Origin of the sequence: Planococcus sp. MB-3u-03 (assembly GCF_002833405.1) — a bacterium.
In the GTDB taxonomy this organism is placed as follows: Bacteria; Bacillota; Bacilli; order Bacillales_A; family Planococcaceae; genus Planococcus.
The window spans coordinates 3363572-3378540 of record NZ_CP025135.1; the positions used below are offsets into that span (position 1 = coordinate 3363572).

General features: G+C 49.2%; 17 protein-coding genes. 1 reads left to right on the top strand and 16 read right to left on the bottom strand.

The window, feature by feature from the left end:
* Positions 1-17 precede the first annotated feature (17 nt).
* Positions 18-305 carry a 30S ribosomal protein S6 gene (gene rpsF, locus CW734_RS18015; RefSeq protein ID WP_101192091.1) on the bottom strand — a complete coding sequence of 96 codons (288 nt, stop codon included), beginning with the start codon at positions 303-305 and terminating at the stop codon, positions 18-20.
* Positions 306-470: 165 nt separating this feature from the next.
* Here rpsF and CW734_RS18020 point away from each other — a divergent pair, with 165 nt between their 5' ends.
* Entirely contained in the window at positions 471-1022 is a 552-nt protein-coding gene (locus tag CW734_RS18020; RefSeq protein ID WP_101192092.1) for a DUF3267 domain-containing protein, read from the top strand.
* A gap of 278 nt (positions 1023-1300) precedes the next feature.
* On the opposite strand, the gene CW734_RS18030 is transcribed toward CW734_RS18020, so the two are convergent.
* From CW734_RS18030 to rpmH, 15 genes are all read right to left on the bottom strand, one after another.
* Positions 1301-1684, bottom strand: a complete 384-nt coding sequence (locus CW734_RS18030; RefSeq protein WP_101192093.1) for a gamma-glutamylcyclotransferase family protein — start codon at positions 1682-1684, stop codon at positions 1301-1303.
* 128 nt (positions 1685-1812) lie between these two features.
* Positions 1813-2913: a redox-regulated ATPase YchF gene (gene ychF, locus CW734_RS18035; protein WP_101192260.1), complete on the bottom strand. Its 1101-nt coding sequence runs from the start codon at positions 2911-2913 to the stop codon at positions 1813-1815.
* 80 nt (positions 2914-2993) lie between these two features.
* The gene (locus tag CW734_RS18040) at positions 2994-3194 is read right to left on the bottom strand and encodes a DUF951 domain-containing protein (protein ID WP_058382277.1); all 201 of its coding nucleotides are present in this window, start codon (positions 3192-3194) and stop codon (positions 2994-2996) included.
* Between the two features lie 15 nt (positions 3195-3209).
* Entirely contained in the window at positions 3210-4112 is a 903-nt protein-coding gene (locus CW734_RS18045; protein WP_308302132.1) for a mechanosensitive ion channel family protein, read from the bottom strand.
* Positions 4113-4134: 22 nt separating this feature from the next.
* On the bottom strand, positions 4135-4848 hold the full coding sequence (locus CW734_RS18050; protein WP_101192094.1) for a DUF554 domain-containing protein: 714 nt from the start codon (positions 4846-4848) through the stop codon (positions 4135-4137).
* A 255-nt stretch (positions 4849-5103) separates the two neighbouring features.
* Complete coding sequence (locus tag CW734_RS18055; RefSeq protein ID WP_101192095.1) at positions 5104-5937, bottom strand: ParB/RepB/Spo0J family partition protein; 834 nt, start codon at positions 5935-5937, stop codon at positions 5104-5106.
* Positions 5930-6691, bottom strand: coding sequence for a ParA family protein (locus CW734_RS18060; RefSeq protein WP_058382274.1), 762 nt, complete (start codon positions 6689-6691; stop codon positions 5930-5932). Before CW734_RS18060 ends, CW734_RS18055 begins: the two co-directional genes overlap by 8 nt.
* A 154-nt stretch (positions 6692-6845) precedes the next feature.
* On the bottom strand, positions 6846-7709 hold the full coding sequence (noc, locus tag CW734_RS18065; RefSeq protein ID WP_101192096.1) for a nucleoid occlusion protein: 864 nt from the start codon (positions 7707-7709) through the stop codon (positions 6846-6848).
* Positions 7710-7794: 85 nt separating this feature from the next.
* Entirely contained in the window at positions 7795-8508 is a 714-nt protein-coding gene (gene rsmG / locus CW734_RS18070; protein ID WP_101192097.1) for a 16S rRNA (guanine(527)-N(7))-methyltransferase RsmG, read from the bottom strand.
* Positions 8509-8658: 150 nt separating this feature from the next.
* Positions 8659-10542: a tRNA uridine-5-carboxymethylaminomethyl(34) synthesis enzyme MnmG gene (gene mnmG, locus CW734_RS18075; RefSeq protein ID WP_101192098.1), complete on the bottom strand. Its 1884-nt coding sequence runs from the start codon at positions 10540-10542 to the stop codon at positions 8659-8661.
* A gap of 23 nt (positions 10543-10565) precedes the next feature.
* Complete coding sequence (mnmE, locus tag CW734_RS18080) at positions 10566-11951, bottom strand: tRNA uridine-5-carboxymethylaminomethyl(34) synthesis GTPase MnmE (protein WP_101192262.1); 1386 nt, start codon at positions 11949-11951, stop codon at positions 10566-10568.
* A gap of 319 nt (positions 11952-12270) precedes the next feature.
* Positions 12271-13074 (bottom strand): RNA-binding cell elongation regulator Jag/EloR, encoded by an 804-nt coding sequence (jag, locus tag CW734_RS18085; protein ID WP_101192099.1) that lies wholly within the window; start codon positions 13072-13074, stop codon positions 12271-12273.
* Positions 13071-13850, bottom strand: a complete 780-nt coding sequence (gene yidC / locus CW734_RS18090; RefSeq protein WP_101192100.1) for a membrane protein insertase YidC — start codon at positions 13848-13850, stop codon at positions 13071-13073. The genes jag and yidC overlap by 4 nt, the downstream gene beginning before the upstream one ends.
* Before the next feature lie 61 nt (positions 13851-13911).
* A complete protein-coding gene (gene rnpA, locus CW734_RS18095; RefSeq protein ID WP_101192101.1) occupies positions 13912-14253 on the bottom strand; it encodes a ribonuclease P protein component in 342 nt (113 codons plus the stop codon).
* Between the two features lie 88 nt (positions 14254-14341).
* Complete coding sequence (gene rpmH / locus CW734_RS18100; protein ID WP_033544046.1) at positions 14342-14479, bottom strand: 50S ribosomal protein L34; 138 nt, start codon at positions 14477-14479, stop codon at positions 14342-14344.
* Between the last annotated feature and the right edge of the window lie 490 nt (positions 14480-14969).

Genomic DNA, 14969 nt, shown 5'->3' on the forward strand with positions numbered 1-14969 from the left:
TCTGTATTCCGCTTATCTTATACGTCTAGGCGTACAGCGATGTGGCGGATAATGTCTTCATTGATGTTCGCAAGACGTGTAAACTCGTTGATAGCTTCAGTTCCAGCGTTCGCTTTCACGATCTGGTAGAAACCTTCTTTGAAATCATTGATTTCATAAGCCAAACGGCGTTTACCCCATTCTTTCGACTCGATGATTTCCGCTCCGTTTGAAGTTAGGACTTCGCTGAAACGCTCAACTAGCGCTTTCTTCGCGTCCTCTTCAATGTTCGGGCGTACAATGTACATTACTTCGTATTCTCTCATCGTATTGTCACCTCCTTATGGACTTGGGCCCTGCTGTTTCCAGCGGGCAAGGAGCAAGCAATCATAAATATTACTCACATCAATATATTGTAGCATACGCACAGGCTTCCGGCAAGCTGTAATTTAGGCTATACTGGGAGCATCAAAGTTCGGGATGTGTTGCCAATGGAACCTCATAAAGTCATCGATTTGAATATAGAAGAAATCGCACCGAAAGCACTGTGGTTCAATATAGTGCTCGTTGTCGCCTTCGCGCTCGCCTACCAGCTATTCCGCGAGCCTTTGTCTTTTGGCTTTTCGCTGTTCGGCACCCTCTATTTCTTCGGCGGCTACGCATTATTGATCGTACTGCATGAATTATTCCATTTGATCGGCTTCGTCGTCTTTGGAAAAGTGCCCATCTCTTCACTTCAATACGGCCTCAACTTAAAATTGGGCATCGCTTATGCGACCAGCGACCGTCCCGTGAAAAACCGGGCCATGCGGGCGGTCTTGCTATTGCCATTTTGGACGACAGCCGTTTTGCCGACCGTCATCGGCTTTTGGCTTGGCGATCAAGTGCTCGTCCTGCTCGGCGCCATGCTGACGGCCGGGGCATTCGGCGACTTCCTCATGTACCGTGAACTGCGAAAAGAACCGAACGATGCGTGGATACGGGACGACCCGAAACTCCCCCGCCTCCACGTCTATTCCGGCTATCCGCCACTTGATGAATAATCCTCAGCATGTAAAAGAGAAAGAAGGATCTCATCAGTATATAGAATGGCAGATGGAAATGGAGACGGCGACTCCAGCGGGAGCAGTGACGGAGCAAAGCGAAGGAGCGACGCGAGCTGAAGACCCTGGACTGAGCGCAGCGAGGGAAGCGGCTGAAGCCGTGCCCGCGGAAAGCGTCCGTCGCAATGGACATCTCACATTTCTTTTGGATAAAAAAATGGGCAGTCCCAAGAGGTCATGAAACATAACCTTTTGGGACTGCCCTTCCCTTTTACTGTTTATTTCACAAACGACCGTTCCACATCCCATACGCCTTCCGGGATATATTCCTTCAACAATCGCTCCGCTTTCGCCGTATAGACAATCGCTTGTTTTGTGCCGCGTTCGGTTTCGACCTCGATCGTCAAACGGTCGTACATATCGGTTTTTGCATTCCCCGAATAATCTTCCAAATCGTTGATTGCCGGCCACAAGACATCCGGAATATCGTAAAGCTCTCCTTGGATGACATCGTCTCCCGCCAGTGCCAGCGCCGGATAGCCGAGCCCCGTATCGTACAAGCTTCCTGAAATCGTCACTTGTTCTGCCACCAATTCCGCTTCTTCCAGATAGAAATGGTATTTGCCGCCTCTTTTTAAGGTTCCATATGCGAATAAATACATTTGTTTCCCTCCTCATAAAAAACCGGATGCTCAAAAAAGCACCCGGTTCGGTATTCTTTTCCAGCCGCCAATCCGTTCTTAACTTGTTTCCATGGCAATGACTGACAATAAACTATTAGGCGTAAGCCTTATACATTAAATCTGAAGAGCATGACATCGCCGTCTTTGACGATGTATTCCTTGCCTTCTTGGCGTACTTTTCCAGCTTCTTTCGCCGCTGCCATCGAACCGGCTTCCACCAATTCGTCGTAAGCGACGGTTTCTGCGCGGATAAAGCCGCGTTCGAAGTCGGAGTGGATGATGCCCGCACATTGCGGGGCTTTCATGCCTTTTTTGAACGTCCAAGCACGCACTTCCTGCACGCCGGCAGTGAAGTAAGTGGCAAGTCCGAGCAAGTTATAAGCGGCTTTGACCAATTGATCAAGTCCTGACTCTTCGATGCCGAGCTCTTCGAGGAACATTTCTTTCTCTTCGTCGTCAAGCTCTGCCATTTCCTCTTCGATCTTCGCACACACGACGATCACGTCGGAATCATGACCAGCTGCGTAATCGCGTACTTGCTGCACATATTCGTTGCTCGCCGCATCAGCAATTTCATCTTCCGATACGTTCGCTACATAAAGCATCGGCTTGAGCGTCAACAAGTTCAAGCCTTTCGCGATTTTCAGCTCATCTTCCGTGAAGTCGATCGAACGGGCCAACTCACCGTTTTCAAAGGCTTCGCGGAGCTTCGCCAATACCGGCTCTTCGGCGACGGCATCTTTGTCTTTTTGCTTCAACAGCTTCGCGTTGCGGGCAATGCGCTTTTCGATGCTTTCCATGTCTGCCAAAACGAGTTCCAAATTGATGACTTCGATATCAGATACCGGGTCCACTCCGCCAGAGACGTGTGTGATATTGTCATCAGCAAAACAGCGCACCACTTGTGTGATGGCATCCACTTCGCGGATATGGGCAAGGAATTTATTGCCGAGCCCTTCCCCTTTGCTGGCGCCTTTGACGATGCCGGCGATGTCGGTGAATTCGAACGCTGTCGGGATGGTCTTTTTCGGTTCGACCAATTCCGTCAGTTTATCGAGGCGCTCATCAGGCACTTCGACGATGCCGACGTTTGGATCTATCGTACAGAACGGGTAGTTCGCCGCTTCGGCGCCCGCTTTCGTAATAGCGTTGAATAATGTGGATTTCCCCACGTTTGGTAATCCTACGATCCCTGCAGTTAATGCCAAAGGATTCACGACCTTTCTTTTTCGCTCACAAATTTTGCAACCATTCCATTATAGAAAGACGAGGCGGAAATGTCCATTCCTCATTCCGCCTCGGCTTTTACCAATACTTTTTTCATTTTTTTATTGAACTCGGCCCGCGGCAGCATAACGCTGTGCTGGCAGCCTTCGCATTTGATGCGGATGTCGGCGCCCATGCGGATAATTTTCCAGGCGTTCGCCCCGCATGGATGCCCTTTTTTCATTTCGACAATATCATGTAACCCGAATTCTTTCATTTCCATGGCTGCGTCCCTCCATCATTTAGTCGCGTTCATTGCGGCTGCATCACCAGGCTCGCGGTGCATGACCACCATGCGAGGGTACGGCAATTCAACGCCGCGCTGATCGAGAAACTCCTTCAAATCACGGCGCATTCTGCGGGAAACCGCAAAATGCTGCATCGGCAAGGTTTCCGCCGTCAAGCGCATGACCACTTCCGTCGCCGTCATATTCTGCACGCCGAGCAGTTCGGCCGGGCTGATGACTTCTTCGTAAGTGGGCTGTACCGTTTCCAAAAACTCCAAAATCAACCGTTCCACTTTTGCCAGGTCGGAATCATGCGAAACGCTCAAATCCACGACCGCGATCGAATTATGAAGCGAGAAATTGACGACTTCCGTGACCATGCCGTTCGGGAAGATGAATAACTCACCGGTCCACGCCTGCACTTTCGTCGTGCGCAAGCCGATTTCCTGAACCGTTCCTTCGGCTTGATTGATGCGAACATAATCACCGACTGAGAATTGGTCTTCAAAAATGATGAAGAAACCAGTAATCACATCGCGCACTAAGTTCTGTGCGCCAAAACCGACAGCGAGACCGACGACCCCGGCACCGGCGATAATCCCGCTGATGTTGACCGAGAACGCCGACAGTATGGCGACAAGCGCCATAAATCCAATGACATATGTAACAATATTCTCCAAGAGCTTCGACAAAGTCTGATGACGCCGCCCATTCGTTTTGATCGGCCCTCTTAAACGGACTGAAAACGATTTGCGGATGATGATCCGCATGACACGCGTCAATATATAGGCACCGACGGCAATTAAGATGACACGCAACGCTGTTCCGGAAATGGCTAGCCACATTTCCTCATCCATCAGCTTCGCTGTCACACGATTTACAAATCCTTCAACAACGCTTCTTTCATAAAACACGTCTACACCTTCTTTAAATTACTTACATCAGATTGAATTTAAACACGGCCGTGACAAGAAACGCAACTACAATGATCCCTGGCAATAAGTTCGCCACACGGATCTTCACGATGCCCATCAAATTAAGGCCAATCGCTGCGATCATCACCCCGCCGGTCGCCGTCATCTCGGTGATGAACAAGTCCAGCGCCGCTTCCGGGATAAGCAAGCTGATCTGCGTCGCAAACAAAGCGATCAAGCCCTGATAAACAAATACGGGAATCGCCGACAGCATCACCCCGATGCCGAGCGTCGAGGCAAGGATGATCGATGTAAAGCCATCAATGATGCCTTTTGATACAAGAACGCCGTGCTCATTGCTGAGGCCGCTCTCCAATGCGCCGATAATGCCCATCGCGCCGATGACGAAAATCAGCGTTGCTGTGACAAATCCTTGCGCCAGGCTGCCCTGGCTTTCTTTCGTGCCGAGCATCCGTTCAATCCAACGGCCGAATGCATTCAATTTGTCTTCGAGCCTCGCCCACTCGCCGATCACCGCACCGAGCACCAGGCTGATGATGACAATGACGAAATTCTGGCTCTCAAAGCCCATCTGCAAGCCCAACACGACGACCACAAGCCCAATGACATACATGACCGTCTCTTTCATCCTGTCGGGAATATTGCGCAATGCCCGCCCGATCAGTGTTCCTATGACAATTAAAAGCGCGTTGACCAATGTTCCCCAAAGAACCATATTCGAGCTCCTTCCTCTCCGTGCTTCGGAATGTGCCAAACGCACGGCTCTTCTCCCTCTTTTTATCAAGTTCGATAAACCGTTCGTTAAGCTGCCTTTGCGCCAGATCCATATTCCGAATGCCCCGGCTTTCTCCCGCTTCAAAGAAACGCCTATTTTCCGTCTCCGGAAAATAGGCCGTTTTCATACCGATGTAACGGTTCATTTGGATAAACCCGCCACGAGCGCAAAAAGCGCCTTGTGCCGGTTGAAATATTATTTCAGCAAATCGAGGATCCGTTCCAAATCATCTTCTGAGAAAAACTCGATTTCGATCTTGCCTTTGTTCTTCTGTTTTTTGATCTGTACATTCGTGCCGAAACGGTCACGCAGCTCAGATTGTTTTTCTTCTATAAAGATATCCTTTTTCTTTTCCGGTGTTTCACGTGGAACATTGTCGTTTAACCGTTGCACCAGGTTCTCCAGCTGACGGACATTCAATCCTTCTTTGACTGCCTTTTGCGCCGTCTCGGAAATATCCTTTTTGCTGCGCAAACCGAGCAAGGTACGCCCATGCCCCATCGACAGCTTTTTCTCCGAAATGAGCTCGCGCACGTCTTTCGGCAAGGTCAATAAGCGGATATGGTTGGTGATATGCGGGCGGCTTTTGCCAAGCCGGAACGCCAATTGCTCTTGCGTCAAATTCAATGTATCCATCAGCTTCTGGTAGGCTTCCGCTTCTTCGATCGGCGTCAAATCCTCGCGCTGCAAGTTTTCAAGGATTGCCAGTTCCATCATCTGCTGCTCATTGAAATCTTTGACGATGGCGGGAACTTCCTTCAATTTGCACAGTTTCGCCGCACGGAATCGGCGCTCCCCGACGACAAGTTCGAATTTCGTACCTTTTTTCCGCACCACGACAGGCTGCAGGATGCCGTGCTCGCGAATCGATTCGGCAAGTTCTTCAAGCGCTTGCTGGTCGAATACTTTGCGCGGCTGATGCGGGTTTTCTTTAATATCGGTCAATTTGATCTGCATCACTTTATCCGTTTCGTTGACTGTTTCTCCTGGAAACAATGCGTTGATGCCTTTTCCCAATCCTTTAGCCATTACGAATCACTTCCTTCGCCAATTCTAGATAAACTTCTGCGCCTCTGGACTTCGGATCATAGATGATGATTGGCTCTCCGTGACTCGGGGCCTCGCTCAAGCGAACATTGCGCGGAACTACAGTGTCATACACTTTATCCTGGAAGTATTTCTTCACTTCTTCGATGACTTGCATGCCCAGATTGGTCCGTGCATCGTACATCGTCAGCAGTACGCCGTCGATCATCAGATCGTGGTTCAAGTGTTTTTGGACCAATCGGACGGTGCTCAATAACTGGCTTAAACCTTCTAGAGCATAATATTCACATTGTACTGGAATAATAATTCCGTCTGAAGCGGTCAAAGAATTCAAGGTCAGCAGGCCAAGTGATGGCGGACAGTCGATGATGATGTAATCGTACAAGTCCTTTACTTCTGCCAAGGCATTTTTCAGCCGTGCTTCGCGTGAAATGGTCGAAACCAATTCAATTTCCGCACCGGCCAGTGAAATTGTCGCCGGCACCACATGAAGATTTTCGACTTTCGTCTCCATGATCGTGTCTTTGACATCCACATCGTCAATGAGAATTTCGTAGATGCATTGATCGACATCGCCTTTATTGATGCCGACGCCGCTCGTCGCATTACCTTGTGGATCGATATCTATTAACAGCACTTTCTTGCCTAAGTATGCAAGACAGGCGCTTAAATTCACTGATGAAGTTGTTTTTCCTACACCGCCCTTTTGATTGGCGATGGCAATCGTTCTACCCACACGTGCACCAACTTTCTTCGATACTGTCTTCATTTTACTGCGGAAACGCCTTTATGGCTATCCGCGACAGCTTCCATTTCTATATTGTATCAAATTTCCTGTTTCATAGAGATAAATCTGCCAAAAAAAGCCCTTTCCTCAACGGAAAGAGCGATTATGGGCGTTTTTTCGGAATTTTCACGGTGATTTGGTAATAATCCTCGTGTTCTTCCTCTTTTGTATCGAGCTTAATGCCGCTTTTTTTGACCATCGACAACGATTCTTTGATGGTATTCATCGCAATGCGCATATCCCGGCTGACAGCTTTCCGGCGTTTCTTAGGCTTTTTCGGGACTTCCTCCGTCAAGCTTTTGATGCGTTCTTCCAGCTCTTTGACGTTGAGCCCTTCTTCTAATAGCTGTTCGAGTAAGTGCTGCTGGAGTTCAGCGTCTTTTACCGGCAGCAAAGCACGGGCATGGCGTTCAGTGATGCTTCGTGTAAGCAACGCTTGCTGGACGGCTTCCGGCAGCTTCAACAGCCGCAATTTATTGGCGACAGCTGACTGGCTTTTGCCGAGCCGCTGCGCCAGTGCCTCCTGGGTGATTTCCTGGATTTTCAGCAAATTGGAATAGGCATGCGCTTCTTCAATTGCAGTCAATTCCTCGCGTTGAAGGTTCTCGATCAACGCGATCGACGCCGTTTCTTTATCGCTCAATTGACGGACAATCGCCGGAACTTCTTCCCAGCCGAGAGATGTCATCGCGCGGAAGCGCCGTTCCCCTGCAATGATTTCATAAAATCCTTCCTGCTGCGAATCCCTGACGACAATCGGTTGGATGACGCCGTGGACGTGGATCGTCCGGGCCAACTCTTCGATTTTCTCCTCGTCAAAAACGGTCCGCGGCTGGAATTGGTTGGCATGGATCTTAGCCAGCGGTATTTTCACCACTTCTTCAGAAGCATGGCTTGAAGCTTCTGCTGTTGCTGCATCGTTTGCTTTATCTCCGCCTCCGAAAAGACGGGCAAAAGGACTTTTCATGCTCAGGCACCACCTTATTAAAAACTTGCTCTTGTTGTTTCATTCCAAAGACGCATTTGCAATTCCATATGTTCCACGTGAAACATTAGCTGATCGGGGATTTGTTCGGCATGCCCGCTTTTCTTGGATATTTCTTCGGCGTTGCCTTGAATTTCCGGAACACTTGGATATGGCGTTCGCTTTCTTCCACAGGCAAGAGGAAGGAATGCACGGCTTCTTGTTTCACTCCAAGCACTTGAATCGCCTTCTCAGCGTCTTTCAGCTCATCGGGCGCGGATGCGGCTTTCATTGCGGCAAACGCCCCTCCTTGCTTGACGAGTGGCACACAAAATTCAGCGAGCACAGAGAGTCTTGCTACAGCGCGGGCGGTTACGATATCGTAGCTTTCGCGGTGCTGCGACTGGCCGAAATCTTCTGCGCGCGAGTGGACGAAAGAAACCTTATCCAACCCAAGTGCTTCACTCAAATGATTCAAGAATTGGATGCGTTTGTTCAATGAATCGACGATCGTCACTTCAATATGCGGGAAGCAGATCTTCAGCGGGATGCTCGGGAAGCCGGCCCCTGCCCCGACGTCGCATAATGACAGTGGCTTGGTAAAATCCATGTAAAAGGCGGCACTAATGGAGTCGTAGAAATGCTTTAAATAGACATCTGCCTGATCCGTGATGGCCGTCAAATTCATTTTTTCGTTCCATTCGACGAGTTCCTTGTAATAGATGCGGAATTGCTCCAACTGGCGCTCGGAAAGTTCGATGCCTTGTTGTTTCAATGCTTGCGCGAATTGCTGTTCGTTCACTGTATGTCCCCCTCTCACCTGTCTCACCGCACATTTGCGGGAGCGGGATTAGCGTTTTTATGTAAAAGCAAATGGGCTGGCGGATACCAGCCCATTTCGAGTTCTGTTATGTGCTGGCGGTCATGCCGCCCAGTAAAGCGCAAATGCCATTTAGACTTTTGCGATTCTTCCTTGTTCAATATACACCAATAAAATCGAAATGTCAGCAGGGTTGACGCCGGAAATGCGCGTTGCTTGTGCAATCGACAGCGGCTGCACTTCTTTCAGTTTGCCGCGGGCTTCCGTCGCAAGCCCTGAAATGGCATCGTAATCGATATTTTCCGGAATCTTTTTGTTTTCCATTTTCTTCAACTTATCAACTTGTTGAAGAGATTTTTCGATATAGCCTTCGTATTTCACATGGATCTCGACTTGCTCTTTCACTTCGTCGCTCAATGCGATATCCGATTCAGTCAAGGACGCGATCATATCGTAATTCATTTCCGGGCGCTTCAACAGGTCGGCTGCGCGAATGCCGTCTTTCAGCTCGCTGCCTCCTGCATTGCGTATCGCTTCCTGCGTTTGTTCGTTCGGCTTGATGATGATGCCGCGCAGGCGCTTGATTTCTTCTTCGATATGGTCTTTTTTCTCCAGAAAGCGTGCATAACGCTCTTCTGTGATCATGCCGAGCTGATAGCCGAGTTCCGTCAAACGCAAGTCTGCGTTATCGTGGCGCAGCAATAAGCGATATTCGGCACGTGATGTCAACAAGCGGTAAGGCTCGCTTGTGCCTTTGGTGACCAAATCGTCGATCAAGACGCCAATATACGCATCAGAACGGCTGAGGATGACTTCTTCTTTGCCGAGCACTTTCGCCGCGGCGTTGATGCCAGCCATCAACCCCTGCCCCGCTGCTTCTTCGTAGCCGGACGTGCCGTTGATCTGTCCTGCTGTATAAAGATTGGTGATTTGTTTGGATTCAAGCGTCGGCCATAATTGCGTCGGCACGATGGCATCGTACTCGATGGCATAGCCTGAACGCATCATATCGGCCTTCTCAAGCCCTGGAATCGATTCGAGCAGCTTACGCTGAACATGTTCCGGCAAACTGGTGGAAAGGCCTTGTACGTAAACCTCGCGCGTTGAGCGCCCTTCCGGCTCCAGGAAGATCTGGTGGCGCGGCTTGTCGCTGAAACGGACGATTTTGTCTTCAATCGATGGGCAATAACGCGGCCCTGTACCTTTTGCCATGCCGGAATACATCGGCGACAAATGCAAATTCTCATCGATGATCTGATGTGTTTCGCTCGTCGTATACGTCAGCCAGCACGGCATTTGGTCCATGATGAATTCCGTCGTTTCAAAGCTGAACGCGCGCGGCACATCGTCTCCCGGCTGGATTTCTGTTTTCGAATAGTCGATGCTGTTGCTGTTGATGCGCGGTGGTGTACCGGTCTTGAAACGCACCGTCTCAAAGCCGAGGTGCTCCAGATTTTCCGCCAATTTAATGGACGGCTGCTGGTGGTTCGGCCCGCTTGAGTAGCGCAAGTCGCCGATGATGATTTCTCCGCGAAGGAAGGTTCCAGTCGTGATGACCACCGTTTCCGCGCGGTAAATGCCGCCTACTTGTGTAATGAGGCCTTTGACTTCCCCATCTTCAACGATCAACTCTTCTGCGATGCCTTGGTGCAAGCTCAGGTTCTCCTGTTCTTCCATCAAGCGCTTCATTTCCTGCTGGTAGAGCACTTTATCGGCTTGAGCACGCAATGCGCGAACAGCCGGCCCTTTGGCGGTATTAAGCATTCTCATTTGAATATGCGTTTTATCGATGACGCGGCCCATAGCCCCGCCCATTGCATCTATTTCACGTACCACGATGCCTTTTGCCGGCCCACCGATTGACGGGTTGCACGGCATAAAGGCGATCATATCGAGATTCATCGTCAACACGAGTGTTTTGGCGCCCATGCGTGCAGAAGCGAGTGCTGCTTCTGCTCCGGCATGGCCTGCGCCTACGACGATGACATCGAACGTGCCTGCTTCGTATTGTGGCATGTTCGTTCAGTCCCTTCAAAAATTTATTTTCCTAGGCAAAACTGCGAGAATAATTGGTTCAATAAGCCGTCATCTGCCGTATCGCCGATGATCTCCCCGAGGATTTCCCATGTGCGGGTCACATCGATTTGAATCATATCGACCGGCACATCCATTTCAGCGGCTGTTATCGCATCCGAAATCGTTTGATGCGCTTGGTGCAACAGCGAAATATGGCGAACGTTGGAGACATAGGTCATATCCCCCGCCTCGATTTCCCCTTCAAAGAACAATTCGGCGATCGCTTCTTCGAGCTGGTCGATGCCTTCTTCTTCAATTAAAGAAGTCGTCACGAGACGTGTGTCGCTGGTCAGTTCCTTTACTTGATCCAAGTCGATCTGTTGCGGCAAATCGGTCTTGTTGATGACGACGATATAATTCATATCGCGGACCGCTTCGAATAACAGCAGATCTTCTTCTGTCAATGGTTCTGCGTAATTCAATACATAGAGGATCAAATCGGCTTCTTTTAACACTTTACGCGATCGTTCGACGCCGATCCGCTCGACAATGTCTTCTGTTTCCCGGATGCCTGCCGTATCGACGAGACGCAGCGGCACGCCGCGGACATTGACATATTCTTCGATGATATCGCGCGTCGTTCCGGCGATTTCTGTGACAATGGCTTTGTTTTCCTGGACCAAGCTGTTCAATAGCGACGATTTCCCGACATTCGGGCGGCCGATGATGACGGTCGATAAGCCTTCCCGCAAAATCTTGCCTTGCTGGGAAGTTTTGAGCAATTTGGCGATTTCCGATTGCACCCATTGCGCTTTTTCGAGCATCATCGGGCGTGTCATTTCTTCCACGTCGTCATATTCGGGATAATCGATGTTCACTTCCATCTGTGCGATCGATTCCAATAGCGCCTGGCGCAGCGAACTGATGAGGCGCGACAAGCGCCCTTCCATCTGCGTCAGGGCGACGTCCATGGCACGGTCCGTTTTCGCGCGGATCAAGTCCATCACGGCTTCTGCCTGTGACAGGTCGATGCGCCCGTTAAGAAATGCGCGCTTGGTGAATTCACCTGGCTCTGCAAGCCGTGCACCCGCTCTTAGGGCGAGTGATAGGACACGATTGACCGATACGATGCCGCCGTGGCAATTAATCTCCACAACATCTTCACGGGTAAATGTTTTTGGTGCTCTCATCAATGCGACCATTACTTCCTCCGCCGTTTCTTTCGTCGCGGGATCTTCGATATGGCCGTAATGGATGGTATGGCTTGCCTGTTCAGCGAGCGCTTTAGCAGACGGCGCACGGAACAAACGGTCTGCGATGGCCACCGCTTCCGGCCCGCTCAAACGGACGATGGCGATAGCCCCTTCACCGCTTGGCGTGGAAATCGCGGCGATCGTATCGAATTCCATCATGATGCTGTTTCCTCCTCTTGCAATAAAATACCGAGGGCAAACAAATTGACGTTGCCCACAGCATGCTTTTATGGGTTAAAACAGTTGTCCACATGTGGACAACTGGCAAAATACGCGTGGCTGTACAACGTACAACAATAACACAAAATGCATAAAATCAAAAGATACAGCGCTCGTTTTTGGTATTTTTTTCAGGTTCACTGCGCAAATATGATATGCATAAATATACATCTGTAAAATAGCCGCTTCTTTGTTTCATTCCATAAAAAATGCCCGCTGGCGTCATATGAATGACGCCAGCGGGCATTTTCTTCTATTATTTATGCGGTTCGATGACCAAATAGCGGTTCGGGTCTTTGCCTTCCGAATAAGTGTCGATATCCAGTCGCCGCGACAGCGCCTGATGGATCACTTTCCGCTCGTAAGACGGCATCGGTTCGAATTGGACACGGTTTCCGGTGCGGATCGCTTTGTCCGCCATCCGGTCCGCCAATTGTTCCAAGGTTTCCTGGCGGCGCTCCCGGTAATTCTCTGCATCCAGCTCGACGATCATGAATTGTTCAGCGTGGCGATTTGCCACCAATTGCGCCAATTGCTGGAGCGAATTCAAGGTCTGTCCTCTTTTGCCGATGAGCATCGCCACTTTTTCACTTTCCAGTTTAAAACGCACCGTTTTGCCTTGTTTTTCATGCGCAACGGTCAAATCGTCGATCTTCATGCCTTTTGCAACGTCCTGCAAATAGGTTTTCGTTTCTTCGATCGCTTTATCATTCGATGGCTTCACTGCCGGTTCTTCAGCTGATCCGCCGAAATCCGGCTCTTCTCCCTCTTCCGTCGGAGCTGACGGCATCTCTGCCGCAATTTCTTCTTCAGAAGGTTTGGCGCTGTCCGCTTGTTCCGGCGTTTTTTCCGTCTGCTGCGGCGCCTTTTCAGTTTCTGGCTGTCCTGTTTCCATCACTGTGACTTCAACTTCCGCATCTTTTGCCCCGAATCCGAAAAACCCCTTTTTTCCTTCTTCGATAACGCGGACCGTTACTTCGTCCCGTGATTTCTTCAGTATTTCCAACGCATTTTCAATCGCTTGTTCGACCGTTTTCCCCGTTTGTGTAAGATGCTTCACTTTTTAGCCCCTCCTGTTTTCGTTTTAACAGGCTGTTGCACTTCTTTCTTTTCCCATGGACGGTAAATGAACATGTTTTGGATCAGCGAGATGATATTCCCGATTACCCAGTAAAGCGTCAATGCGGATGGCAAGATGATCCCGAATCCGGCAATCATGACCGGCATGAAATACATCATCGCTTTCATTTGCGGGTTGTCCATCGCAGGGCCCGTGCGCAGAACGATCAATTGCATGATACCGGCTGTAACGGCCAGGATAATGCTCGGTTCTGCCAGCGGGAAGATCAAAAATGTGCCAAGATCGATTTCAGGCGTCGCATTCATGCGGCTGATCGCGTGATAGAACCCGATCAGAATCGGCATCTGGATGACGATCGGCAAGCAGCCGGCCATCGGGTTGACGCCTTTTTCCTGGAACATCGCCATCATTTCCTGCTGATATTTCTGCTGGGTGACGGCGTCTTTCGATTTATACTTCTCTTTTAACTTAGCCAGTTCAGGCTGGATTTCCTGCATGCGTTTCGAACTTTTCGTCTGCTTGATCATCAATGGCAATAAGGCCAGACGGATGAGAATCGTTACTGCAATAATCCCGAATCCATACGTGCCTAGGAAATCCTTAAAGAATACGATGATCGATACTAACGGCCAAACGACAAACTCATTCCAAAACCCTTCGCTTTGGTCGCTGATCGGCTGATCAAACTCCATACAGCCCGATAATAAGAGGGCAACAGCCACCAAGGCGAAGAGCAATCCTATTCTCTTCTTCACTTTGCTTCCTCCAAACTCTATTCAATTACTTCCTATAGTAACATCCGGATTGATCCGGCATCTACTTCTTCGGCAAAGCGCGTGCGATTTTCAGCACATGCTCCAGACTTTTCTTGCTTTCATGAAAATCTAAATTGGCCGCCTGTGGTCGGGCGATGATAATGTAATCCGCGTTCGGCAGGAGATCATCCTTCAATTCCAAGAAGGCTTGGCGGATATAGCGCTTGACGCGGTTTCTAGCGACCGCATTGCCGACTTTCTTGCTGACGGATAGGCCCAGGCGAAATTCCTCCTGCTCACCTTTCAGCAAATAGACGATGAATTGCCGATTCGCAAATGATTTTCCTTTTTTGAAAACGCGCTGAAACTCCGTATTCTTCTTGATCCGCTGCTGCTTATTCATTTTTTCACCTGCTACTTGCTTATTTTGATGCATTTTCGCTCAAATTCCGCGAAAAAGAAAAAAAGACCACTGATGCGGTCAGTGGACTTTAAGCTGATAGTACTTTTCTTCCTTTACGGCGACGGGCAGCGATAACGCGACGTCCGTTCTTTGTGCTCATGCGTGCTCTGAAGCCGTGCACTTTGCTGTGTTTGCGTTTATTTGGTTGGTATGTGCGCAATGTCATGACCTTACACCTCCTATATAAAAGTTAACTATTTTCTAAAGACAGTCTCGACTATTATAAGGGCGCTGGCTTGTCCATGTCAATCATTTCTTTTAAATGCAAGAGATCCGCCAGGCAATCCGAAAAGGAAAGTTATACACAATCACGGAGGATCTTCGGTGAACTTCCTGTGATCTCATTTTTCGCGAATTTGATTTATCCACATGCCTTATCGACAGGTTTTTCACATAGGAACTGCCTGTGGATATCAAAAATGTGCACAAAAGCTGTCATGTGGATAAGTGAAAGAAATGCTTGTAATGTCTATCGTTTTTTGATAACATTGTTTTGTTTTCACTTGTTAACAATTTCTATCCCGAAATAGTTATCCACATATTGTGGGTAAGGTGTGGATAGTTTTCCCCAAGCCTGTTTATAGATCTTATCCACAGGCTGTGGTTTTGTGTATGGTATACTGTAAAAAATCTTTACATATAAAGGAGATACGCTA

Coding starts and splice junctions, on each gene's coding strand:
- rpsF (WP_101192091.1), bottom strand. CDS start 305: ATGAGAGAATACGAAGTAATGTACATTGTACGCCCGAACATTGAAGAG.
- CW734_RS18020 (WP_101192092.1), top strand. CDS start 471: ATGGAACCTCATAAAGTCATCGATTTGAATATAGAAGAAATCGCACCG.
- CW734_RS18030 (WP_101192093.1), bottom strand. CDS start 1,684: ATGTATTTATTCGCATATGGAACCTTAAAAAGAGGCGGCAAATACCAT.
- CW734_RS18040 (WP_058382277.1), bottom strand. CDS start 3,194: ATGGAAATGAAAGAATTCGGGTTACATGATATTGTCGAAATGAAAAAA.
- CW734_RS18050 (WP_101192094.1), bottom strand. CDS start 4,848: ATGGTTCTTTGGGGAACATTGGTCAACGCGCTTTTAATTGTCATAGGA.
- CW734_RS18055 (WP_101192095.1), bottom strand. CDS start 5,937: ATGGCTAAAGGATTGGGAAAAGGCATCAACGCATTGTTTCCAGGAGAA.
- noc (WP_101192096.1), bottom strand. CDS start 7,709: ATGAAAAGTCCTTTTGCCCGTCTTTTCGGAGGCGGAGATAAAGCAAAC.
- mnmG (WP_101192098.1), bottom strand. CDS start 10,542: ATGCCACAATACGAAGCAGGCACGTTCGATGTCATCGTCGTAGGCGCA.
- mnmE (WP_101192262.1), bottom strand. CDS start 11,951: ATGGAATTCGATACGATCGCCGCGATTTCCACGCCAAGCGGTGAAGGG.
- rnpA (WP_101192101.1), bottom strand. CDS start 14,253: ATGAATAAGCAGCAGCGGATCAAGAAGAATACGGAGTTTCAGCGCGTT.
- rpmH (WP_033544046.1), bottom strand. CDS start 14,479: ATGACATTGCGCACATACCAACCAAATAAACGCAAACACAGCAAAGTG.